The sequence below is a fragment of the Olivibacter sitiensis DSM 17696 genome, from assembly GCF_000427965.1.
Lineage (GTDB): Bacteria > Bacteroidota > Bacteroidia > Sphingobacteriales > Sphingobacteriaceae > Olivibacter > Olivibacter sitiensis.
Genome location: NZ_ATZA01000008.1, coordinates 114071 through 137106, shown reverse-complemented (window position 1 = coordinate 137106; position 23036 = coordinate 114071). Strand labels below are relative to the sequence as shown.

Annotated in this window: 19 protein-coding genes and 1 tRNA gene; 9 read left to right on the top strand and 11 right to left on the bottom strand. The window is 42.8% G+C overall.

From position 1 onward, the window contains the following. Positions 1 to 435: 435 nt before the first annotated feature. The 3 genes from A37S_RS0106515 to A37S_RS0106505 form a co-directional block, all read right to left on the bottom strand. A complete protein-coding gene (locus A37S_RS0106515; RefSeq protein ID WP_028296288.1) occupies positions 436 to 1653 on the bottom strand; it encodes a DUF6596 domain-containing protein in 1218 nt (405 codons plus the stop codon). Further along, entirely contained in the window at positions 1643 to 1999 is a 357-nt protein-coding gene (locus tag A37S_RS0106510; protein WP_028296287.1) for a YciI family protein, read from the bottom strand. Before A37S_RS0106510 ends, A37S_RS0106515 begins: the two co-directional genes overlap by 11 nt. Positions 2000 to 2484: 485 nt before the next feature. Continuing rightward, positions 2485 to 3585, bottom strand: a complete 1101-nt coding sequence (locus A37S_RS0106505; protein WP_028296286.1) for a hypothetical protein — start codon at positions 3583 to 3585, stop codon at positions 2485 to 2487. Between the two features lie 391 nt (positions 3586 to 3976). Between A37S_RS0106505 and A37S_RS23810 the strand changes: the two genes are divergently transcribed. Both A37S_RS23810 and A37S_RS23805 read left to right on the top strand, forming a co-directional pair. Then, complete coding sequence (locus A37S_RS23810) at positions 3977 to 4837, top strand: helix-turn-helix domain-containing protein (protein WP_051292782.1); 861 nt, start codon at positions 3977 to 3979, stop codon at positions 4835 to 4837. 16 nt (positions 4838 to 4853) lie between these two features. After that, positions 4854 to 5765 (top strand): DUF4421 family protein, encoded by a 912-nt coding sequence (locus tag A37S_RS23805; RefSeq protein ID WP_084163780.1) that lies wholly within the window; start codon positions 4854 to 4856, stop codon positions 5763 to 5765. Here A37S_RS23805 and A37S_RS26580 read toward each other — a convergent pair. The 7 genes from A37S_RS26580 to A37S_RS0106460 form a co-directional block, all read right to left on the bottom strand. Continuing rightward, positions 5749 to 5910, bottom strand: a complete 162-nt coding sequence (locus tag A37S_RS26580; protein ID WP_281169858.1) for an SDR family oxidoreductase — start codon at positions 5908 to 5910, stop codon at positions 5749 to 5751. The two genes, A37S_RS23805 and A37S_RS26580, sit on opposite strands and share 17 nt — an antisense overlap. A 231-nt stretch (positions 5911 to 6141) precedes the next feature. Next, a tRNA-Phe gene (locus A37S_RS0106485) sits at positions 6142 to 6214 on the bottom strand. A gap of 128 nt (positions 6215 to 6342) precedes the next feature. Then, positions 6343 to 7113 carry an EcsC family protein gene (locus tag A37S_RS0106480; protein ID WP_245586331.1) on the bottom strand — a complete coding sequence of 257 codons (771 nt, stop codon included), beginning with the start codon at positions 7111 to 7113 and terminating at the stop codon, positions 6343 to 6345. Next, complete coding sequence (locus tag A37S_RS0106475; RefSeq protein ID WP_028296284.1) at positions 7103 to 9394, bottom strand: family 20 glycosylhydrolase; 2292 nt, start codon at positions 9392 to 9394, stop codon at positions 7103 to 7105. Before A37S_RS0106475 ends, A37S_RS0106480 begins: the two co-directional genes overlap by 11 nt. Positions 9395 to 9505: 111 nt before the next feature. Beyond that, positions 9506 to 9922, bottom strand: coding sequence for a peptide chain release factor-like protein (locus A37S_RS0106470; RefSeq protein ID WP_051292780.1), 417 nt, complete (start codon positions 9920 to 9922; stop codon positions 9506 to 9508). Positions 9923 to 9950: 28 nt separating this feature from the next. After that, on the bottom strand, positions 9951 to 11462 hold the full coding sequence (locus A37S_RS23800) for a S41 family peptidase (protein ID WP_051292779.1): 1512 nt from the start codon (positions 11460 to 11462) through the stop codon (positions 9951 to 9953). 180 nt (positions 11463 to 11642) lie between these two features. Continuing rightward, a complete protein-coding gene (locus A37S_RS0106460; RefSeq protein WP_028296282.1) occupies positions 11643 to 12098 on the bottom strand; it encodes a universal stress protein in 456 nt (151 codons plus the stop codon). Positions 12099 to 12397: 299 nt separating this feature from the next. On the opposite strand from A37S_RS0106460, the gene A37S_RS0106455 reads away from it, so the two are divergent. After that, positions 12398 to 15013: an MGH1-like glycoside hydrolase domain-containing protein gene (locus tag A37S_RS0106455; RefSeq protein WP_028296281.1), complete on the top strand. Its 2616-nt coding sequence runs from the start codon at positions 12398 to 12400 to the stop codon at positions 15011 to 15013. Between the two features lie 101 nt (positions 15014 to 15114). Here A37S_RS0106455 and A37S_RS0106450 read toward each other — a convergent pair whose 3' ends face one another. Then, the gene (locus A37S_RS0106450) at positions 15115 to 16338 is read right to left on the bottom strand and encodes a TCR/Tet family MFS transporter (protein WP_028296280.1); all 1224 of its coding nucleotides are present in this window, start codon (positions 16336 to 16338) and stop codon (positions 15115 to 15117) included. Positions 16339 to 16557: 219 nt separating this feature from the next. On the opposite strand from A37S_RS0106450, the gene A37S_RS0106445 reads away from it, so the two are divergent. From A37S_RS0106445 to A37S_RS0106420, 6 genes are all read left to right on the top strand, one after another. After that, the gene (locus tag A37S_RS0106445; protein WP_028296279.1) at positions 16558 to 17847 is read left to right on the top strand and encodes a (Fe-S)-binding protein; all 1290 of its coding nucleotides are present in this window, start codon (positions 16558 to 16560) and stop codon (positions 17845 to 17847) included. A gap of 98 nt (positions 17848 to 17945) precedes the next feature. Further along, positions 17946 to 18746 (top strand): (Fe-S)-binding protein, encoded by an 801-nt coding sequence (locus A37S_RS0106440; RefSeq protein ID WP_028296278.1) that lies wholly within the window; start codon positions 17946 to 17948, stop codon positions 18744 to 18746. Positions 18747 to 18882: 136 nt separating this feature from the next. Next, positions 18883 to 19596 (top strand): hypothetical protein, encoded by a 714-nt coding sequence (locus A37S_RS0106435; RefSeq protein WP_028296277.1) that lies wholly within the window; start codon positions 18883 to 18885, stop codon positions 19594 to 19596. 129 nt (positions 19597 to 19725) lie between these two features. Beyond that, positions 19726 to 20028 (top strand): hypothetical protein, encoded by a 303-nt coding sequence (locus A37S_RS0106430; RefSeq protein WP_028296276.1) that lies wholly within the window; start codon positions 19726 to 19728, stop codon positions 20026 to 20028. Positions 20029 to 20163: 135 nt separating this feature from the next. After that, positions 20164 to 21639: a DUF2779 domain-containing protein gene (locus tag A37S_RS0106425; RefSeq protein WP_028296275.1), complete on the top strand. Its 1476-nt coding sequence runs from the start codon at positions 20164 to 20166 to the stop codon at positions 21637 to 21639. A 94-nt stretch (positions 21640 to 21733) separates the two neighbouring features. Then, positions 21734 to 23017, top strand: a complete 1284-nt coding sequence (locus tag A37S_RS0106420; protein ID WP_028296274.1) for a PDDEXK-like family protein — start codon at positions 21734 to 21736, stop codon at positions 23015 to 23017. The last annotated feature ends 19 nt before the right edge of the window (positions 23018 to 23036 follow it).

Below are 23036 nucleotides of genomic sequence, written 5' to 3'. Positions count from 1 at the left end.
TCTCCGGGTAAAATCCCAGAGCAAAAAGGCGTTTTCCACCATTGCTGCACTGATAAGAATCCATTTAATCAGTAATCTTGAGATATATTGGATGGTGCAGAACAGCAGGAGAACTTACAGCAAACAGAAAAAACGAAATAAACCACCTTGTATACAGGTAGAACTGTTCTAAAAAACAGGGGGGGGNGGCTTTTTTATCTAATGAAAATATTTACTGATAATCAGTAAGTTAAGTGAGTTTATTGCCTGTTTTTAAGTTTATCCGTTTGGTAGTGATTTAATTTCTGTTGCAAAGATTGGAAGATACGTTGCGGTAGAAAACCCGAAACTTGCTACATTCCAAATGCCTTTTTTGTACCACCCTTGTCGATGCCAACTGTCTTTTCGGTATTGCAAAGGCATTTAGCGTAAAACTATAAACATCAATTTCATTTTTTACAATTTAATTAATTCATTTTCCAATAAGTATTCTTTTCTGATTTTTTGAGTCATTTTATTCATAACCGAAATAAATAAATCTCCAGATTCTTCAGGACTGATTTCCTTCAGAATGTCAGCTTTTACCAAGGAAAAATAGACGTGTTCGTTTGGCAATTCCTTTTCAATTTCTGAAAGAGTAGTCAATGCCTCTTTGGTCTTACCAATTTTGCTTAGACAAAAACAATAGTTCAATTTTACTATAGGTGATTGCGAAGTTTGTTGTATCATTTCGTATAATTTCACAATATCGCTCCAATCATTTTGAGTTAAGCAACTTATTGACATATACTTGCTAATGATGATTGCTTCAAGGTAAAACTTGCTGATATTTTTTGGTTTTTCAAGATAATGAAAGCCTAAATTCATTAATTCTTTGTTCCATTTACCACGGTTTTGATTAAAAAAAGAAATGAGTTTACCGTTATCAATTTTTGCAGGGATTCTTGCTACATGGAAACAAAAAAGAGCCAATAAGTTCCTTGTTGAATCGGATTGACATTGATTAAACAAAAGTTTTGTCAAAGCAAATGTTTCTAAGCATAAATCTTTATTTACAATATCTTCTGTCTTTTCACTAAAAGAATCAAAACCGATATTGAAAACTGCATAAAGGATTTCTTCTACGATGTAAATAGTTTGCTGGCGGGCTGTAATCGAATTTATCTCAATTGTCTTGTTATCGAACTCAAGCTGAATACTTTTTTTGGTTCGGTTTATACTTTTATAAATTGCTTCCTGATTGATTAAAGTGTTTTGGCTAATTTCGGCTATGTTCAAGCCAAAAATATTTTTAATAATAAAAAGAATTTTGGCCTGATTTGAAATACTTTCGAAAGAAGAAATAAAAACAATCGTTTGAAGGCGTAAATCAGCTTGATTGTCGATAGTTGAATGGTCTTCAATTGATTCAAATGAACAATTATTGTTTTCCTTTTGCTTTTTTTTAATTTGGCTCAATACATCATTACGAGCCACAATGAAGAGCCAGTTTTCCTTATTATTTGGAATGTTATTTTGGTTCCAAATTTTTAGTGATTTCAAAAAAGAATTTTGAATTGCATCCTCAATTTCAAAAACGTAATTCGTGCCAAATTGATCTAATAATCCAGAAAACAGCTTTCCATATAATGCTCTGTAGTTTATTTCTTCTTTTGGAGATAAGTTATTGCTCATAATCTTCCATTTCCGCTATAGGTCGGATTTCTGTCGTCCCACCATAAATATGCGTAGGACATTCTTTTGCTATTTCAACAATAGCCTGTAAATCATCTGCTTGCAACAAATAATAACCGCCAATAATTTCTTTGGATTCCAAGTAAGGCCCATCTTTAATGACGCAATCTTTTCCTGTGATGAGTACACCTTTTTCGTGCAATCCGTCTCCCGAAATTAAATGTCCCGCTTCGGCTAGTTTAGTCGCCCAATTCATATGAGCATTAACTAGCTCCTGCATTTCTTTTGGTGACAATTGACTCATTTTCTCAATGTCTTCGTGAAGTAATAATAAGAATTGTTTCATTGTAAATTGTTTTAAAATTTAATTAAAGACATTTTGCAATTTCAAATTTGGACATTTTTCGCATTTTTTTTTTTGATCGCTTTGTTAAGTTTGCATAATGGATTTGGGTATTGCAACATTGGGGTCAAAACCTTTTTTGTCTAATTCCTACTCGTTCTATTTATGGGGGAGCTTACACATTTGCAAATTGACAATTCATCTTCAAGGGTTGCAGTAAAGCTTTTATTTATTCCCTTCGGCTTTTAAACCAAAAGTCATACGGGGCAAAGCCCTGTCAAAAAAATTCTGTGCGAACAATGCTTGCGCATAAAAAGTACTAAAATAATTAATGATAATTTTTTCATTTTTTTTATACTAACGAGGGCTTTACCGTGAGTTTTATTGGGTTGCCCCATTTGGCCCAAACAAAAAACAACATCCGGAACAGGGGTGTTGTTGTGATATAGAGGGCAAGTTATTTTGCCAGAACAGAAGTAGCTGCTGTTTTACAGCGTATCAAATCTTTCGCCTTCTTTAACATCATCGTTATAAAGCTCTCTCGGAAGGATATTGGGGTAGGCATGCCATTGCCGGACAGATAAGACCCCTCTACCTCCGGTCAGTTCTTTTACCGTTCCGTCCTTGAAGAGGAAGCTGCCTTCTACCTTATCAAATGTCAATGTGGCGACCGGATAGTCGGGAACCTTGTAGGTAACTCCCCAGGTAGTTACGTTGCACACATGGGCCTTTACTTCATATACCCCGTCTTCAACTTCTATCCTGATCTTATAAACTGTCGGTACGAAACCGTCATATTCCCGAACAAATGCCCAATCTTCGTGCCCAATGGTCATCTTACCCTCCGGATAATATTTCCGTGTCTGCAGATCGTAAATGGAAAAGTCTTTCATGCCCAGCCGCATATCATATAGGGAGGCGTGTATCTCGTTGAAAGAAACCCAGCCCCAATCTTCCCATCCGCCAAGTTCGGCCGCGGAGGAATCAACGGCCACATAGCGTTCCCGGATACCGAGCCCTTTGACTTTGACCTCTTTTCCCTCGATAAAAAGGCTTCCTTCAACATCGCCTACCCAGTTATAGCCATAGGTAATGGAGTGCTGTGTCAGATAAGAAGGCTCTTCCCTTCCGTACCACAATGGATAACCCTGGGGCCTGTGGTACAGATCGGCTTTGTAAACCCCATCCAGCGAATCAAGCACCAGATGCCACGAGTTGTCCTCGAAACATTCCACCCTGTATTCATCTCCGCATGTAACCACCACTTTATTTTCCTCTTTCTGAATGGTCAGTGTTCCCTGTGGTTTCCGCAATAGGCGTTCAAATTGCATTCCGGGGAATCGCCCAAGTTTGTAGATGGAATTGGTAAGCTGCTCAACATGTCCTTTCCCTTTTGTCCAGTTCATGGAGACAACATCCAGCTTCTCCAGGGCAAGCGACAATATGGAACCACCGACGGAATAGAGCTCTCCGTCATCGCCCGTTACCGAGAATTGGAACAGCCAATCTAAAAAACCAGAACGAACATCTTCCTCTACTCCGTTTCTCGCTTCATCTGCCAGGGTAACTTTTGGATTTTTTATTTTCATTATTCCTTTTTTAAAATGAACGTTTTTCTTTCCGTCAGGCTTCCTGTCGTTTGTTTACAGGAAAAGAATGGGATACATCAACAAAGATAATGGAAGTGGCGCTCTAGAAAAGGCCTATTACTGTTTAAACTGTCCTCTTTTCGCTATTTTCGTGCATTTTTTTGACAGATTTAATCAAAAACGATAGGCTATTGCGGCAGAGATGTAAAGAGTCATAATCAGTTCTATCTTCCTTCATTTTGGGCTACATGTATCAGATATTGACGGGGCAAAAGTAAATCGGCGCATGAAACGGAAAAAGGTCTGAGTTCATCAATATTGTCCGTTTTTAGCTATTTTGTTTTTTGCATCAGCTAAAATGTCTTTTTTTGTACATTGACAGGAACAAGAAATGAGGAACATTGCCACCCATAATCTGTACGAATCGCTCAAGAAGAAAGAAGATGTAGATCAGATCGAGCACGAAATCTACCTATATGAAACGACCGAGATACAGCGGGACGGTTATCGTCATCCGCTAAAAACGGACTGTACCATCTGCTGTATTTGCCTGAAAGGAGAATTGAAGGGAAAGATCGATCTAAAGGAATATTCCGTCCAAGCTCCGGCACTGGCTATTTCCCTGCCCGGCCAAATACTGGAGCATGAAAGCTGCAGTGACGATTTTCATGGGATCCTTATTTATATGACACAGCGTTTCACGGAAAAATTCAATCTTTTGTTGGGACATTCCATCTCCACTGCCATAAAGAACCGCCCTTATATGGCATTGCGCAACGAAGAGCTGCAATCTATAACGGCTTATTGCAAAACGGTAAGAAAAGTAATCAGAACCGATGATAACCCCCACCGGTTACAGATAATCACCCACCTGACTATTGCATATTTTTACGGTATAGGATATTTCCTGCATAAATCCATTAAGGATGTACATCTGTCCAAGGATAAGGACATCGCAGACAGGTTTCTACAGAAGGTACGCCAACACTACAAGACCGAGCGCAAGGTGGAATATTACGCAGTACAACTACAGCTTAGTGCCAATTACCTATCCCATGTGGTAAAGGACGTGACGGGCAGGACTGCCGGGGAATGGATCGACGATTATGTGGCACTGGAAGCAAAGGCCCTGCTTAAATCTACCAACATGACCATACAGCAGATCGCCGACGAACTGAATTTTCCTTCCCAGTCCTTTTTCGGCAAGTTTTTCAAAAGAGTGGTTGGCGTGGCTCCTAAGTATTACAGATAAAATTCTAATTCAATCCATGAGCTTAAGATTTTTTATAATAACGATCCTTATCCTATCGACCGCGTCTGCATTTGCCCAACAGGCGGATTCAGCTTATATTGGCTCATATCCTCAAAAATTGTGGATGACAGGCTATGCTTCGACCAATACCCTTCAGCTGGAGAACAATAACACGACCTTCAGCCCCAATTATCCGATCAATGCCGGCATTGGGCTAGGGATAAGAAATACAATGGTCAATTTTCTTTTGGGACATAGCATCGTTCCGCTAAAAGGAAACAAATACGGAAAAACAAAGGCAATCGATTTGCAGGTGCACAGCTACGGGCGGCATTATCTCATCGATCTGTATTATCAAAAGTACCGCGGCTTCTTCCATGAGGACGAAAACGTACTCCGTCTATATCCCGGACTGTCCGTACGGCAAGTAGGGGCCGAGGGAACCTATATTTTCAATGGAAACAAGTACTCGGCAAAAGCAGCGTTTGAGCAAAGTGAAAAGCAGAACCTCTCTGCCGGAAGTTTTCTGTTGGGAGGGGGGGCTTATTGGCACAGGCTGGTGCCCGATGCAGAGCAGGAACTATTCCACGGCGAGCCATTCAACAATATGCAATTGGGAGTAAATGCCGGTTACGCCTATTCATGGGTCGTCGACCGCCAATGGCTGGTCACTGGTATGGCCACTACGGGAGCTAATTTCGGAAATGAAACGGAACGGTTAAAAAAGGGCAGATTCAAGTTGTATCCCACCGTTATGGCACGCGCCTCCTCCGTATACCATAAGGACGATTGGTCGGTCGCCTTTTCCATGCTGATCAACAATAAAACAACCTATGCCCCTACCGGCGATTCGTTCAATCTGATGGCATTGAACATGCAATTGTCCTATGTAAGACAACTGAATCATATCTTCAAAAAGAAAGGGTGAAAATCAGCATCCCACCATCCACGATGATTTCCGTGCCTATCTGTGCCGATGATACGGGTGAAGCAAGGTACAGTACGGACTGCGCGATCTCTTCGGGACTTATCATTCTCCCAATGGGAACTCCCCGGGCAATGCCATCCTTGATCTGTTGTTTTCTTTAGGACGCAAGCGGGATGATTTAACGTCCTGTTATGGCAGGTTTGGAGCTTTAAAAAAACTGTAACCTATTTGTAACCCCACTTACATCAAGTTCAACAAAAATTTATGAAAATGTCGTCAAGGACGGTCGTCCTATCCACCGAAGACAAAGCTCAAGAAAAAGCTTTGTAACAACAAAAAAGGCCTTTTCGCTTGAAAAAGACCTTTTTAAACTCTGTGGTACCACCTGGATTCGAACCAGGGACACAAGGATTTTCAGTCCTTTGCTCTACCAACTGAGCTATGGTACCCAATCCAAAACGGCCATTAGCTTTGTTTTGGGAATGCAAATGTAGTGTCTTTTTTCTTTCTGCCAAATTTTTTTAGAGAAAAAGAATGCGCTAGTCCAATCCGCTTTTGTACCCCTATCTTGAAACTACTATTTGAAGTCCTTACCTTGTAGCAAACGATACCGAAAAGCCTGTTTCGCGGTGTCCGCCAATTTTCCTATCAAACGGTAATTGACCACTACTCCCACGAATGCTCCCACCACAGGGATCAACTGAGCCAGTTTTGCAATGTCGAGGTAGTCGCGGTATTGCTGCTGAAAAGTGTACCAATCAAATTCATTGATATCCATTGGCAGGCTATCCATTATACTTTCCCAACGTAGGATTTTGTGATAGACTCTGGTCGATTCTTCTTTGCTGGAAAAGGCCAGCTGAAAAATATACAATAAATACAATCGTTCCTTATAGTCTTTGGTATCATAGCCATAGACTGCTGCTAGCTCAAAGAGCATCTTCATCTTAATAGAAAAGAAGAGAGGAAAGTCCGCCATGCCCATCAACAGGCCTCCAGCTCCTGTAACTCCGCCCTCTATCGTCGCTACCTGCCTATACGCTTTCATCTTCTTTTTGGCCATCAACTCGCGATAGATCAATCCTTTGTCCCTTAAAGGCTTTTGATTGGTGAATTGGGAGCCGAATAGCACCGCTTTCACCATTTGTTGTATCGCTACGGTAATCGCCACATGAACCTTGGTGGGAATATAGCTGTTCATTTTGGCCTGTGTCTTGGATGCCCACTTGTCCATCAAAGTCGGACCTTTTTCCTGTGCTTTCATCCACTGTCTCAATTCCTGCTTCAGCTTGGCCAAATAAGCCTCATCATCTATCAATGGATCTTGCATAGGAAGTTCAATCTTCATGGTAGAACCAACTATCGGGCACTTGCTTCACCTCGCCGCCATTCACGCTATAGGCCAGTTTTAGGGCAAATCCTCCCCCAGCCTCTATAAAATCTACCGAAAAGGCATGATAGCCCTTGTCCAAAGCGATCTGCCCACTTTTCTCAACGGCCGAATGCTGCCCGTCATTGTCGACCACCAACTCGCCAGCTATCTCCAATACTCCCCCATCATCGCAGGTGAAGTAAAAGCTGTAAATGTCCTTGTGCGGAACCCGCAAGTACCCCCTAATGCGAGCACCAAAAGCAGGCAGCTTAATGGTATCATCTAAATGCACGTTAGGAAGCACCATTGTTCTGACCACCTCACCGGTCATGGCTTTAGTGCTCGCAAAACTCCCCCCATACAAGCTAGCCTTTAGCCCTGGTTTTGGCCTATAACCAAGATTTTGTACCGCCTTTTTCCATGTTGCAGCGCGATATTCTACTTCATAGAGTTCACTTTTTGCACCCTTGCTCGATATGGTAGCAAATCGCACTTTCAACGGTCGATCTATCTTAATCTTCCCATCCATTACCTGGCTTGCTTGTGTAGGTATACTTCCATCCATGGTATAATACACCTGAGCAGATTCGAGTGGATTGATCACTTTCAGGTCGGCACTTCCGTCAATCAGCACTTGCCTGTCCGTAAAACCCGAAAGGTCGGGCAAACGGTATTTGATACCCATTGCATCCCACATCGGATAATGCAACAACAAACGGCGTTGATAGCTTTCATAAAGCGCCTTCTCCGTCCACACCCGCTCAGCCAAAGCGGTCATCCTAGGCAGTATCATAAATTCCAACCTGGCGCGAGAAGGAATCATCTCTGTCCAAACGTTGGCCTGAGCGCCCTTGATTTGCCCACTAAGTGTCAATGGTATATCGTCGGCCACAACTTTCAAGTGGTACACGCTGCTCAAGGTACTTTTATTGGGCAAATAGTCAAAATACAAAGGATTGGTGGGTGTCATAATCACCTCATGGTTGGCCGTGACCGCCTTCAAGGGAGCATCCTTTACCCATCCCCGCCAATACATCACGGTAATGGAAGAGTCGGCACCACCGTCCAGTACCTCGTCCCATGCAATCGTCCTTTTACCTCTGGATTGAATAAAGCGATTCACCCGATTGACGAAATAACTTTGCAAATCGTGCAGATCAGTCATACCCTCCTTTTGCATAAGCAACTTGCATTTGTCCGATTGTGCCCATGTACTTTTTTCTACTTCATCTGCTCCTATATGGATGTATTTGCTGGGAAACAAATCGGTCACCTCTTGCAATACACCTTCTACAAAATCAAACGTTTCTTCCTTGCAAGGGCAGATGGGCACAGAGAATTGCTTTCCCCAACCTGCTTCAACGCCATCGGTCAACTCGGGATAGGCTTGAGTAGCCACCATCATGTGACCAGGCATATCTATTTCGGGGATGATTTCCACATGCCTGCTCATGGCATAGGCGATGATTTCTTTCATATCCTCCTGGGAATAATATCCGCCATATTCTTCTTGGCCATCACGCATACGGATGTGCTCGGGTTCAATCGCAAAATTGGGATTGTCCTTAGACTTCGCAATACAAGCCGAATCCTGGTTGTTGAACCTACGCCATGCGCCCTGCTCTACCAATTTGGGATATTTCTTGATTTCCAGTCGCCAACCTTGATCGTCTGTCAGGTGCAAGTGCAATTTGTTGAACTTATAAAGCGCCAACAAGTCTATAAATTTCAGCAGGTACTCCTTCGAGAAAAAATGGCGTGCTACATCCAGCTCCATGCCGCGCCATTCATAAGAAGGATAATCTTTAATGGCCAAAAAAGGAAGCGATATTTGGTTGCCCCCTATGGGAAGCAATTGCCTCAAGGTCTGCAAAGCACTGAACATGCCCTTTGGGGTGCTGGCAGACAAGACAACACCATCGCCGCCAATCTTCAATTGATAGGCATCTTCCGCAATGCTTTGATCCCGCTTCAGGACAAGCTCCGCCTTTGACCTATTGACCGCATGATAGACAGCCCGATTAGGAAACAATTGTCTTAGGTAAGCTATTTCGTTCGAAAAAAAAACGGAATCATCCACTAGGTAATCAACTTTCTTTAAAGGAAACACATAACTACCTCTTCCTTGAGTCACTTCCTGTGGATAAGGTATAAGAGGCAGTCCCAGAGGACGATGGGTGATGCCTTGCGCTGAAGTAGTTTTAGAACTCCAAATGCTTATAAAAACATACAGTGTGAGTTTGGCGATTCTTTTCATATTTGGCATAGGCCAAACTTATATAAATTGCCTTTTATATGCAAGTGAGATAAACACCTTGCAGTGGGCTAGCTTTCCCTTAAAAACATTGTTTGTTCATTTGCTATTACATCAAAATCTAAACTGCCTATCAATTTTTTTCAAGGCCTGTTTTCTTTTGTTGTCCAATCTCTTTTGCTTAGCCGCTTTGCTCAGTTTAATGGCCTTGCGTTGTTTAGGCACATACAGTGCTCTTTCCAATAAATGTATTAGTACCTGTGTCGCACGCTCCTTGTTTTCCAGCTGACTTCTCGTTTCTTGCGAAGTCACATGTAACAGGCCATCTTGCGAGGATATTCGTGACGCCAACTTCAGTGCAATACGTTCTTTTTCCTCCCCTGAGAATCCCGGAAAATCCCTAAAGGCAAACAACAGAGTAACCTTGGTTTCCACCTTGTTCACGTTTTGCCCGCCGCTACCGCCACTACGTGAAGTGACATAACTAATGTACGGCTTGAATTGATCTGGAGAGAAACGCAAAGAGCCCATATGGACAAAGATAGGAAATATTTAAAATCTACTTCAATTTCAACCTATTCTCAATAGCCCCAACAAATGCCGCGAATCCCTTTTCGTTATCCTCTTTTGTCTTGAGCGTCAGCACACCATTATGCTGCTGTTGCCTTGCAAATAACCGCTTTACTTGCGTTTCACTAGACACACCCAAAGAGGCCAATATAGTGGCCAAGCACTCCTCCTCCGGATCGCCCCAATCGTGCGACACATCATCAGATGCGGCTAGATCGGCCTTCATTCCCATGAAGTAATCTCCTTCACCGTTGGCATTCTTGACCTGAAAATTGCTCAAGTAGAGTGTATACTGGTCTATGTTGATAGCTAAGGAACCCACTGGACTGCCATAAGTGTCGCTTCCCACCAATGTTACATCCACATAAGGTTTCAAAATATTGATAAGCATTTCGCCGGTAGAAGATGTATTGCCTCCAACCACAAAATACACTTGCTTTACAGTCTCCAACTCACCTTTTTTGTCAAACAATACCCGATTGCCCGATAGAGAGTAATCCACATCGTACAACGTAGCTATACGACCATCGAGGTACGTCAGATCACCATTTGCGTCATAGTAAGGTTGATTTTTTAAGATGCTTGCTCTCCCTTCTTGCATTTGGCTGTTGAATTGTTTGGCGTACATCAATTGCGTATTAATGGAACTTGGCGCAATGAGATTAGCCAAATATTCCGCCGTCTCGATATAGCCCGCATCACTATAGCGAAGGTCGATCACCAGTGTATTGATTTTTTCCTTCGCAAATTTCGCAAAGGCCGTATCAAGTTCTGGCTGCACTTGAGCCAAACGTGAAAATGGACCAAGCGCCATGTAACCTACGCCACTCGCCTTTTTATTCAGCGTCTTGTACTTGTATAATGCGCTACTTTGATAGTCGGCACTGGTGAGTGCATACGTTTTCTCACTACCATTTGCCTGTTTTACCGTAAGCACTAGCGCGGATTGATCCAAGGTAGTAGATGCCGCCGCCGTCTGTCCGTTTATGGAAAGCACTTCTTGTCCGCGGGCAAGGCCCGCCCGTTCTGCGGGTGATCCTGGCAAAACTTGCTGAACGTAAATCTTTCTGCCAGAAGAAGCCAAAACAAGTCCCAGATCATTGCGGGTTGCATCTATAGAGCTTCCCGAAGTGATTGAAGCAATAAGAGGCTGTATTGAAGAATATTTGGGAAAGCCTGCATATAAGGCGCTTTCGTAGGGGGCACTTGTTTGCTGGTTCATGGCTACCTGGCTGAGGGCATAGAGCTCTCTATTCAAAATGGGCAGTTCTTCAGAGTCGGCACCCTTGAAATTGCGCGGATTGAAAGTGCTATAGGAGGGTAGTGCATCATTCCAAAGATAAGTCTCATATGCATAGAGAAAAATGGAATCGAGCGATTTCTCAATACGGGTACCCGAAGCAGGCACATCGGCATAGGGATCGTTTACCAGCTCCTCCTTATCGCAAGCGGCGAAAATTGTGACACATAAAAAAGCTATAAGTAAACCGCTCCACTTCATACCTGCCGCTTAGTTCAGAATAGCTCTGGAGCACATAAGTGACCCCATTGTTATCCACATTTGTATAACTATTAAATATACCCGTACTGTTGATCAATTGGTTAGACCCATGGCAAGGTAAAAAGTTTAATCGAGATATGCAAACGGCTTAAATAAAAAACAGGGAAGCGCGGCAGCTGCTCATTCACTTACGGCGATGACTGGAATACGAGATTTAGCAATAAGCTGGTTGGTATCTTTTCCCAACATCAGGTTTCTTTCTCCTGTAGCTCCGTGATGGCTCCCCATCACGATGTATTTCACGTCTACGTGTTCTTCCACATAGTCCAACACCGCTTCATATGCCGTGCTGCCTTTCAGAAGAGCATAGGTATAAGATGTCGTTACCACGTTGCCCGCATCACGAAGCACCTGCTCCACGTAATCTTTCATATGACTTAGGTATCGGGCCACCTCTATTTGTTTCCCTAAGGGAGCAGCCTTAGGGCTCGGGAGTTCCGTCCTCTCGGCCTGTTCTTCCCCTTGCACGTATACAAAGCGAAGTTTTGCCATCATCTTATTGGCTAGGTCAACAGCAAAACGAATAGTGGACGCAGAGCTGTTTGAAAAATCGGTAGGCACGAGTATAGTATCCATAAATCAAGTTCTAAAGGCTTTATTACAAAAATAGCCCGCAGAGCGCCAAAAAAAATGACAGCTATCATGAAAAAGAAAGACATCAAACACGGCGCACGAATTAACAGTCGCATTCAATGCCCTTATCCAGCGGGCGTTCCTTTGACTTAAGGATAAATCTGCGCGATGGACGACAATGCACCACATTTATCAAGGAGAGGCTCGCAGTTTCCGAAGCGCTATAAAGTGGACATCGCCTTGCCCCGCCAAACGAAATAAAATCTTTTTTTATACATTTGGCCTTTACCAAACCCAAATGTATGAACGAAGAGACTAGACGTCTTGCCGAAGAAGGCTGGAAAAAATGGGGACCTTACGTTTCCAATCGCCAATGGGGAACAGTGCGTGAAGACTATAGCCAAGACGGCAATGCCTGGAATTATACCACACACGATATGGCCAGAAGCACGGCCTATAGATGGGGAGAAGAGGGAATTGGTGGTATATGCGATGACAAACAGCTCCTTTGCTTCGCTCCTTCTTTCTGGAATGGCAGGGATTCCATTATGAAAGAAATCTTTTTCGGCCTAAGCAATAACGAAGGCAACCATGGGGAAGATGTCAAAGAACTTTTCTACTATTTAGACTCCTCGCCTACGCATTCATACATGAAAATGCTGTACAAATACCCACAGCAGGCTTTCCCTTATCAAAAACTTGTGGAGGAAAATCGCCACCGTGACAAAAAGGACCCCGAGTACGAAATCATGGATACAGGCATCTTTGAAGATGATGCCTATTTCGACATCTTTATCGAATATGCTAAAATAGCACAAGAAGATATCTTGATCAAAATAACGGTCCACAACAGAGGCAAAGAAAAGGCACCTTTGAGCATATTGCCTACCGTTTGGTTTAGGAACACCTGGTCATGGGGATATGAAAAAAAAGCCCTTTGCAGCATATCAAAGAAAGAGGATGGCTACCTGGAAATTGAACATCCCCATATGGCTAACTATTTCTTATACCAGGAGCAAGCGGCACCATGGCTCTTTACCGAGAATGAAACAAACCTAGCGCGTTTTCAACAGCCCTATGAAGGCAAGAAGTACTTCAAAGATGCTTTTCACGACTATGTGGTACGAAAAGACAAAAATGCGATAAAGCCAGTCGCCCAGGGAACCAAAGCAGCGGCTTTCTATACCGTGGAGCTGGAGGGGGGAAGCTCCTGCGCGATACGCCTCCGCCTCTGCAGGGACACACAAAAGACACCTTTTAAAGATTTCGACACCTCGTTCCAAGAGTGCTTGCGCCATACCGACGAGTTCTATGCCCCACTGCAGGCAAGCATCCATTCAGAAGATGAAAAAAGAATACACCGGCAGGCCCTAGCGGGGCTGCTGTGGAACAAGCAGTTTTACTACTACAACGTATACAGGTGGCTGGACGGCGACCCTGGCAGACCCTTGCCCATGGGTTCGCGTGCCAGTGGCAGAAACAGCAACTGGAAGCACCTGAACAACCATGATATTATCTCCATGCCCGACAAGTGGGAATTTCCCTGGTATGCTAGTTGGGACCTTGCCTTCCATTGCGTGAGCTTGGCCTTGGTAGACTCCCGCTTCGCAAAACAACAGCTCATGATGCTCACCAAGGAATGGTATATGCACCCCAATGGACAAATACCCGCCTACGAATGGAACTTCGAAGACACCAATCCTCCAGTACACGCCTGGGCTACATGGGAGGTGTATAACATGGAAAAAAAAGTAACGGGCAAAGGCGACATTCCCTTTCTGGAAGCGATATTCCAAAAACTCATCATCAACTTTACCTGGTGGGTGAACCGCAAAGACCACCGCGACAAGAACATCTTTTCAGGAGGATTCTTGGGCTTGGATAACATTGGAGTATTTGACCGTAATATGGGCGACCTACCCGAAGGCGTTGTCATCGAGCAGGCCGATGGCACCAGCTGGATGGCCATGTACGCGCTCAATATGGTGCATATTTCGCTTGAACTGGCCCAGTACAATCCCGTATATGGCAATATGACTTCCAAGTTTTTCGAACACTTCATCCACATTTCCAGCGCTATACTCAATATCACAGGAACGGACGACATGGGTCTGTGGGATGAAGAAGAGGGCTTTTTCTTTGATGAGCTGTCTATAGAAAACAATCCTCCCATCCCCCTCAAGTTGCGCAGCATCGTTGGTTTGATCCCGCTCTTCGCCGTCGAGGTGATCTCGGAGAAAAAGGCAAAAGCGTCACCCCAATTGGACCTACGCAAATCTTGGTACCTCAGAAACAGGAACGACCTCATGGCTACCGTTTCGAGCCTCTTGGGAACAGGAAACGGAGAAAAATACATGGCCAGCTTAATAGACAAACGCAAAATGAAACGGATCTTAAAACGCATGCTTGACTGCCATGAGTTTTTGAGCGACTATGGAATTCGCAGCCTGTCAAAATGCTATGAGAAAGAGCCTTATATATTTACCAGAGGCAACGAAAAATTCACCGTACACTATACCCCGGGAGAAAGCGATACCGATACCTATGGTGGCAATAGCAATTGGCGAGGTCCCATTTGGATTCCCATCAACTACCTTATTATTCAGAGTTTGCTGAATTTCTATCAGTATTATGGCGACAGCTATATGGTGGAATATCCCACAGGAAGCGGTAAACTACACAACTTGAAAGATATCTCTACATCGTTGACCAATAGGATTATACATATATTCAAACGGGACGAAGAGGGAAAACGTGCCTGCTTTGGCCAAAATGAAAAGATGCAAACAGACCCCCATTTTAAGGACTACCTCCTGTTTAACGAATACTTTCATGGAGATACGGGAAAAGGCTTGGGTGCCAGCCACCAAACAGGATGGACTGCATTGATAGCCAACCTGATACAGCAATTCCCATAACGCGGGGAGACATAGTAAACTCCTGTTCTTTTGAATGCTCCTATTTGCAGTTTATTGCAAAGCGTTCAACAGATAAAGCGTAACTCAATATGTTAACTAAATCAGGCCGACCGTCTAAAGCTTCTAAGCGCCAGTAAGGCACTTACCAACATCAACAATGCGCCCACATAAAATGGTGCTGCAGGCAAATAAAGAGGTGCATTATCGTTAGTGAAATAATAGAATAGATAGGTCATGAACCAAGGACCGAATATGGAACTTAGGCTCATCAAGCTTGTCAGGCCTCCCTGCAGTTCACCCTGTTCATTGGCCGGTACGGCATTGGTCATCACGCCTTGCAAGGCAGGCCCCGCTATTCCGCCAAGTGTATAGGGAATCATAAAGGCAAATAGCATCCAGCTTGTATTGGCCATGCCAAACAGCGCCATGCCGATGGCATACAGCAATAGACCGATCCAGATACTACGCTGCTGCCCCAGTTTGGGTATGGCTACGCGAATAAGCCCTCCTTGAACCAAGGCAATCAATAAACCTATAAAGCCCAATGAATAGCCAACTAGATCTTCGCTCCATCGGAATTTTTCGATGGTATAGAACGTCCACACACTCTGCACGGCATGCCCCGAAAAATAAACGACGAAAAGACAGAGCGAAAGGCTTAAAACGGCAGGATATTTTTTTAGCTGTACCAAAGTACCCAATGGGTTACATCGCTTCCAGTCCAAGGGCCTCCTATTTTCCTTGGACAAGGATTCCGGCAGGATAAAATAACCGTAAAGCGCATTCAATAAAGCAAGTGCCGCCGCTGCATAGAAAGGATAATGCACATCCATCTTACCCAATATACCGCCAATGACCGGACCGATGATAAAGCCCAAGCCAAAAGCTACGCCGATCATGCCAAAGTTCTGCGCCCGTTTTTCAGGGCTGCTTACATCGGCAATATAGGCCGATGCAGTAGTAAAACTTGCGCCTGTGACCCCCGCAATAAGACGCCCTACGAACAACCACCCGATAGTAGGTGCAAAGGCCATAAACAAGTAGTCCATACCAAAGCCCAGCAGCGAAAAGAGCAAAACAGGCCTACGCCCGAACTTGTCACTAAGATTGCCTACCAAAGGAGAGAAAAGAAACTGCATCACGGAATAAGCGACCAGCAATAAGCCCGACATACGCGAAGCCTCACTAATGTTGCCATCTATCAGCTTTTCGATCAACTTGGGAAATACGGGGATAATAATGGCCAAACCAATCACATCGATGAGCAATGTGATAAATATAAAACTGAGCGCTCTGGAGGTTTTCCCTTGGTCAAGTGTAGTCATCGCGCAAAGATAGATTAATTTGAGATTAAAGAAAGGTGTAAGGTTTAAAGGCGAAAGCAGAGAGGCTAGAAAACAAAGCTAATCCACCAATCAACAAATGCCTAATAAACTAATCAACCAATGACCAACAAACCAATTTATACTTCTTCTAAATTACAATTACTATGCGTGCATAATAAAATATTTATTACTTTAGCGCTTATTAAAACCAATTATGCTATGGTGAGTCAACTGTTATTTCTTGTTTTGCTGCTGGCAGCTATTGGACTTTTCGCCTATAACGCCAGAAAAATATACCGCAATATCAGGCTGGGAAAGGCGTTGGATCGTAGTGACAGACCTGTCGAAAGATGGAAAACCATGTTAAAGGTAGCATTTGGTCAAAGTAAAATGACCAAGCGCCCCATTGCTTTTTTGCTTCACCTTTTCGTATACCTTGGTTTTGTCATCATCAATATAGAGATGTTGGAAATCGTAATTGATGGTCTAGCGGGTACCCATCGCATTTTTGCACCTTTGGGCAATCTCTACAATGTACTGATATGGATATTTGAATGGTTGGCTTTCGCAGTAATAATAAGTTGCGCCATCTTCTTAATAAGGCGAAACATCGTACATGTAAAACGTTTTTTTGGCGTAGAAATGACCTCATGGCCCAAGACCGATGCTAACCTCATTCTCGTTACGGAAATTCTGCTGATGACTGCTTTTCTCTTCATGAATGCGGCCGACTATAAAATACAATTGCATGCAGGGGAAGACGTACATGGCGCATTTCCGATTAGCAGTTTACTGACAGGCCTACTACCTGAAAGCCCAGACGCCCTACACCTTATAGAAAGAGCTTGTTGGTGGTTCCACATCATCGGCGTATTGGCTTTTTTGAATTACCTGCCCTATTCCAAACACCTGCACATTTTGTTGGCCTTCCCAAACACCTATTTTTCCAACTTGAACCCAAAGGGCAAGTTTGCCAATATGGAAAGTGTGACCAATGAGGTGAAAGCCATGCTCGATCCCTCTTTTGCCCCTCCTCCTCCATCGGAAGAACCTATGCGCTTTGGCGCAAAGGATGTACAAGACTTGACTTGGAAAAGCTTGCTGGATGCCTATACCTGTACCGAATGTGGCCGATGCACCTCCGTCTGCCCGGCCAACATCACCGGCAAGTTATTGTCGCCCAGAAAAATCATGATGGATACCCGTGACCGACTGGTAGCCGTGGGGCAGAACATAGATAAAAATAGCTCCTTTCAAGATGACGGCAAGAGTTTATTGGATGACCATATTAGCAGGGAAGAAATATGGGCCTGTACGAGTTGCAATGCTTGTACAGAGGCCTGTCCAGTGAACATAGACCCTTTAAAAATCATCATGGATTTGCGCCAATATGCCGTGATGGAAGAGTCACAAGCTCCTAGCAGCATCAATGCCATGTTCGGAAATATAGAAAACAACGGTGCGCCCTGGAAATACGCACAGGCAGATAGGGCCAATTGGAGAGAATAGATGTGAGATTTTAGATGTGAGACATTAGACTAAAGAGCAAAGCATCCCGGGAAGTCGGTCTTGATACTTGATACTTTCGTCTTGATACTTTAACAATTATGAACGAGGAAAAAACACTATATGTACCTACGATGGCCGAGATGGTGGCCAATGGAGAAGTACCTGATATATTATTTTGGGTGGGATGTGCAGGCAGTTTTGACGAGCGGGCGCAACGTATCACACATGACATTTGTAAGATATTACAACACGTAGGCATCAAATTCGCCATTTTGGGTACCGAAGAGAACTGCACTGGCGATCCTGCCAAGCGTGCCGGCAACGAGTTCCTTTTCCAGATGCAGGCCATGATGAACATCGAGGTGCTAAACGGATATGAAGTGAAGAAAATCGTAACGGGTTGCCCCCATTGCTTCAATACCTTAAAAAACGAATACCCATCCCTTGGCGGCAACTACGAGGTGATACATCACAGCCAGCTGATTCAACAATTGATAAACGAAGGCAAGCTAAAGGCCGAGGGTGGCGAATCGTTCAAGGGCAAGCGCATCACCTATCACGATCCTTGCTACCTTGGCAGAGGAAACGAGGTGTACGAAGCACCCCGCAAGGCGCTGGAAGTGCTGGATGCACAGCTAGTGGAGATGAAGCGTTGCCGCAGCAATGGACTTTGCTGTGGCGCTGGAGGTGCACAAATGTTCAAGGAGCCTGAAAAAGGCAAAAAGGACATTAATGTTGAACGCATTGAAGAGGCACTATCTACCAACCCACAAGTGGTAGCAGCGTCATGCCCCTTTTGCATGACCATGCTACAAGATGGCGTGAAAGGCCAAAACAAGGAGCAGGAAGTGAAAGTACTGGATATTGCCGAGATTACGGCCAGGGCCAATGGGCTTTAAAAAACCAAAGCGGAGAGAACACTAAAGCACTTAAAGATAAGCAGCTTAAGAAAAGTGTACCATCAAAAAAATTGTCTTGCAAATAGGCTGCATTTCTTGCTTATATATTTGTCCAAAACAAAAAGGAGGAATATTTATGGAAGAATATAGACAACATCTTGTAGATTCAGCGCTTAATTTTATCCGGTTTATGGCGGAGCTTCAGACCAATATCGCTCACCTGTTGATAGATAGAAGCTTTGCGGAAAAAGACGAACTTTTTGAAGGCAAGGAAGCTACATGCTTTCTTTTGGCCGATTTTGAAAATGTAGACGATAAAAACATACAAGAGCTGATTAAGCTACACGATTCGGCGAGTGAGGCTTACGATTTGTTCAGTAGTATCAATGATATTTCTGCGTTTGATACTATGGAGGCGTTTCATGAAGGTGTTTTTGATGAGCGATTGGGTGTTGTAGAGCGATGGGAGGTAGTGGGCGAAAGAATATTTGCTATGGAAACCGTTGTACCTAGTGGGTTCCCCTGTCCCGAATTTCAGGATGGCCTTTTTGCCTCGCCTTACCGGCACTATCTTGTGAAAGCGATTATTACCCTCAGATGGTACACGCAGGTACTGTATGGTAATATGGCGCATTTAGTGCTCTTCGGAGGATTTTCGGAGGCGAGTGAGCGCTTGAGGGGCGATCAGGATCTGGAAGGCGATATGAATGATTTTGAAGGTGTGGATGATCAAAACATACAGGAATTGATGAAAATGTATAACGTAGTAAAAGAACACCACGATTCGTCGTGCAAGACCAATAAAATCCGCAAAGAAGAAATTCAGTTTTTTATTTTTGAGGAAGATTAATCAAAAAAAAACGGTTCTGACGGAGGGCTGGGTAAGTAGGGTAAGAAAACAATCTCAAAAAAATTGCAATGCAGATACACTGCACTCCCTGCTCGTATATTTGTCCTTATTGAATCAAAACAAGAGTTTATGTCAAAAACTTACAGAGAACACCTTATTAGGGCGGTTGTTGAGTTCGATAAATTTATGAGAGAACTTGATCTCCATATCATCAACTTGGCTATGAGCGGAGAGTTTTCGGAAGTCAATGCCCTTTTTGAAGAGGGTGATGTAATGCGTCTGGATATAGCAGATTTTGAAGATATTGCTGATCAGAATGTACAGAAACTGATCAAAGTATTTCGTCTGCTACACGATGTCAATAGTTCCATCCGAAATATCAACGCTATTTCTTCCGATGAGATCGATAGGTTTGATGATTTGCCTTTTTAAAAGGGTATTTATACTATGCAAATTAGGCAAAGACACCTACACTTTGAATATAGTACTAGTGTCATATTAACCCAAAAAAGACATATTATTTGATTTCTTCTTTAATCAGCTAAATTAGCACCTTACTTTACTTCTATGCCCAAACTTCTTACAAAATCAAAATTTCTCAATGGTCTGGATTCAGATGCGCTGTTATGGCGGATAGTCCATCAGCCTGAAACCATTCCGCCACCCGATGCTTTTTCGCAACAGCTATTTAAGAGTGGTACGGAAGTCGGAATATTGGCGCAGCAATATTTTGACGAAGGTATCGATCTGGCTTTATCAGATTTTCTTGAAAATATTGAACAAACCAAAGCTGCCCTAAAAAAGCGGAAACCAATTTTTGAAGCGGGATTTCTTTTCGACCGGTTTTACATCAGAGTAGATATTCTTGTTCCTGTAGGTAATGATGAATGGGATATTATCGAAGTCAAATCGTCTACCAAACTGAAAGACACCCATGTGCACGATGTGGCGTTTCAGCGCTTTGTATTGGAACAATGCGGGTTGAAAATCCACGACACTAAAATCATGTTGGTCAATACTCAATATGTGCGTCAAGGCGAATTATCTTTAAGGGATTTGTTTTACTTCGAGAATGTCGGCGAACAAGTGAGCGAATTTATCGTAAAAGTTCCCGCTCTGGCACATCACATGCTGGCCATCATTGACCTGCCGGAATGTCCTGAATTTAGCCTAGAGGAATTGGTCAAAGGCGACTATAGCAATGTTTTCAAAGATGAATTTATGGCTGGCCTGCCCAAAGGTTCTGTCTTTGAATTATATAGAGGAAGCAAGAAAAAGATCATTGAATTGTGGCTTTTGGGTATCCAACTGATCAAAGACCTGCCAGAGGACGCGAAAACAAAAGAAAGGCATTTGATACAAAAAGAAACAGCCATTTCGGGTAAGCCTCATATCAATCCTCAACAAATCTCCGCATTTATCGACAGCTTACGATACCCTATCTATCATTTGGATTTTGAAACGTTTAGTCCGGCTGTGCCGCCTTATGATGGTACACGGGCATATATGCAGATCCCGTTTCAGTATTCCCTCCATATCGAAAGTGCTGACGGCTCAGTCGAACACAGAGAGTACCTGCATACCGATCATGCCGATCCGAGAAGAGCTCTGTTTGAGCAATTGCATCAGGATATTGGTGGTACTGGAACGGTACTGACATTCAACGAGTCTTTTGAGAAGGGTAGAATCAAGGAATGGGCGCAGGCAGCGCCCGAATACTTGAATTGGGCACAAAACATCGTGGATCGAACACAGGATTTAATAACCCCTTTCCGACAATTTTACTATTACCACCCCGATCAGCAAGGTTCTTGCTCTATCAAGAAAGTATTGCCCGTCATGTCAGATTTGTCCTATCAGGGCATGGGCATCTCCAATGGCGGAGAAGCTGCTGGTGCTTATGCCACTTATTTTGTCAACGGACAAGCACACGATAACAAAGCGCAACTGATACAAGACATGCTTGCCTACTGCAAGCTTGACACCTGGGCAATGGTATTGATATTAAGGAGGTTGAGGGAGTTGGCGAGAGAGGATAAATAGACAGTTTAGAATAGACAAAGGTAATTTGCAATAAGGGAGCATATCCCGATATTGAAAAACGAAAAATAAAAATGATGCTATTAATCAAGATACTATGGAAAAAACAGAATCTAAGGAATTAGAATTAAAGGATTACAGGAACAAGTTTAAAGATTTTATCAATGATAAAACCGTTGACAAATTAAGGTTAGGGCTGAAAGACCCAAATATATTTCAGATACTAGGCATTGCGGGGCATGAAATAAGACATTCAAATTTCTTGGCATGGTTACTTGACCCCAATGAAGGCCATGGTTTAGGCTCAATTTTCATACAAAAAATTTTGAGAGAGATTTTTATTGAAAAAGAGATTATTATTGAAAATAAGCCATTAGAATCAGAAGTCAAGTACCCTGAATTAATGGCTGATGATATCAACTACAACAAAGTACAAATTTTTAGGGAATGGAAGAATATTTCTTCAAAAAAGTTAGATTCAATAGATATCTTAATTAAATATGAAGAAGAGTTTATCATTGCAATAGAAAACAAATTCTGGTCGGGAGAGGGGGAAAAGCAACTATCGAGATACCAAGAAATGGTTCGGGAATGTTTCCCTAAGGAGAAAACCAAACATCGCTTTTTTGCTTATTTAACTCCCGAAGGCATGGATGCATCAGAAAATGAATGGGTTTCTCTATCATACAGTTCAATCGTCGAGTTTTTGAAAGACATTATCGAGCTTTTGGATGATAGTTTAAGTGTTCATGTTAAACAGTATATAAATGATTATTTGGTAATTTTAAATAGAGAAGTAATGGGAGAAGACAAACTTGTTAATTATGCAAAAAGCATATATAAAGATCATAAGCAATTGTTCGACTTTATTGAAAGGCACGGAAAGAGTTCTGCTTTGAGAGATGCGGCGACGACGTTTTGCGAGAAAAACGAATATATTCTTTTATCCCAAAGAGGAAATAAATGGATGTATTTTGTCCCAAAAAATTGGATAAACACTCTTATATTTAAAGAGCACGAGAAATATCTTGAAAACAGCAAATACTACCCTATCATGTTTGCATTAGAACATTTTAGGAATTCTAAGGGTAACGATGTTATTAAAGTGTTAATACAGGTACAGCCTTATAAGATTGGATATGAGGAAAAGAGGAAAGAACTAATAACTTGTATAAAGGAAAAAGCACAGTTGAAAATCAAATCTGAAAACTCTAAAAGACACACTGCAGTCTATACCATGCAAGAGGAAGTAACAGAAAATGAAGAGGAAATCTTAGAACTTTTGAAAAATTTTAAAGAAGGGTATCAAAAAGAAGGGCATCAAAAAGAAGGATATAAAAAAATTGCCAATGACATTTTTGAAGTGTTAAAATCTGAGTAGCACATTAACAGGCATAAGA

Bases quoted from the DNA above. Each gene is read 5' to 3' on its own strand.
- A37S_RS0106480 (WP_245586331.1), bottom strand. From the start codon at position 7,113: ATGAAGATTGAACTTCCTATGCAAGATCCATTGATAGATGATGAGGCT.
- A37S_RS0106510 (WP_028296287.1), bottom strand. From the start codon at position 1,999: ATGAAACAATTCTTATTATTACTTCACGAAGACATTGAGAAAATGAGT.
- A37S_RS0106455 (WP_028296281.1), top strand. From the start codon at position 12,398: ATGAACGAAGAGACTAGACGTCTTGCCGAAGAAGGCTGGAAAAAATGG.
- A37S_RS0106425 (WP_028296275.1), top strand. From the start codon at position 20,164: ATGCCCAAACTTCTTACAAAATCAAAATTTCTCAATGGTCTGGATTCA.
- A37S_RS0106505 (WP_028296286.1), bottom strand. From the start codon at position 3,585: ATGAAAATAAAAAATCCAAAAGTTACCCTGGCAGATGAAGCGAGAAAC.
- A37S_RS0106450 (WP_028296280.1), bottom strand. From the start codon at position 16,338: ATGACTACACTTGACCAAGGGAAAACCTCCAGAGCGCTCAGTTTTATA.
- A37S_RS0106460 (WP_028296282.1), bottom strand. From the start codon at position 12,098: ATGGATACTATACTCGTGCCTACCGATTTTTCAAACAGCTCTGCGTCC.
- A37S_RS23800 (WP_051292779.1), bottom strand. From the start codon at position 11,462: ATGAAGTGGAGCGGTTTACTTATAGCTTTTTTATGTGTCACAATTTTC.
- A37S_RS23805 (WP_084163780.1), top strand. From the start codon at position 4,854: ATGAGCTTAAGATTTTTTATAATAACGATCCTTATCCTATCGACCGCG.
- A37S_RS0106420 (WP_028296274.1), top strand. From the start codon at position 21,734: ATGGAAAAAACAGAATCTAAGGAATTAGAATTAAAGGATTACAGGAAC.
- A37S_RS23810 (WP_051292782.1), top strand. From the start codon at position 3,977: ATGAGGAACATTGCCACCCATAATCTGTACGAATCGCTCAAGAAGAAA.
- A37S_RS0106470 (WP_051292780.1), bottom strand. From the start codon at position 9,922: ATGGGCTCTTTGCGTTTCTCTCCAGATCAATTCAAGCCGTACATTAGT.
- A37S_RS0106435 (WP_028296277.1), top strand. From the start codon at position 18,883: ATGGAAGAATATAGACAACATCTTGTAGATTCAGCGCTTAATTTTATC.
- A37S_RS0106515 (WP_028296288.1), bottom strand. From the start codon at position 1,653: ATGAGCAATAACTTATCTCCAAAAGAAGAAATAAACTACAGAGCATTA.
- A37S_RS0106475 (WP_028296284.1), bottom strand. From the start codon at position 9,394: ATGAAAAGAATCGCCAAACTCACACTGTATGTTTTTATAAGCATTTGG.
- A37S_RS0106440 (WP_028296278.1), top strand. From the start codon at position 17,946: ATGAACGAGGAAAAAACACTATATGTACCTACGATGGCCGAGATGGTG.
- A37S_RS0106430 (WP_028296276.1), top strand. From the start codon at position 19,726: ATGTCAAAAACTTACAGAGAACACCTTATTAGGGCGGTTGTTGAGTTC.
- A37S_RS0106445 (WP_028296279.1), top strand. From the start codon at position 16,558: ATGGTGAGTCAACTGTTATTTCTTGTTTTGCTGCTGGCAGCTATTGGA.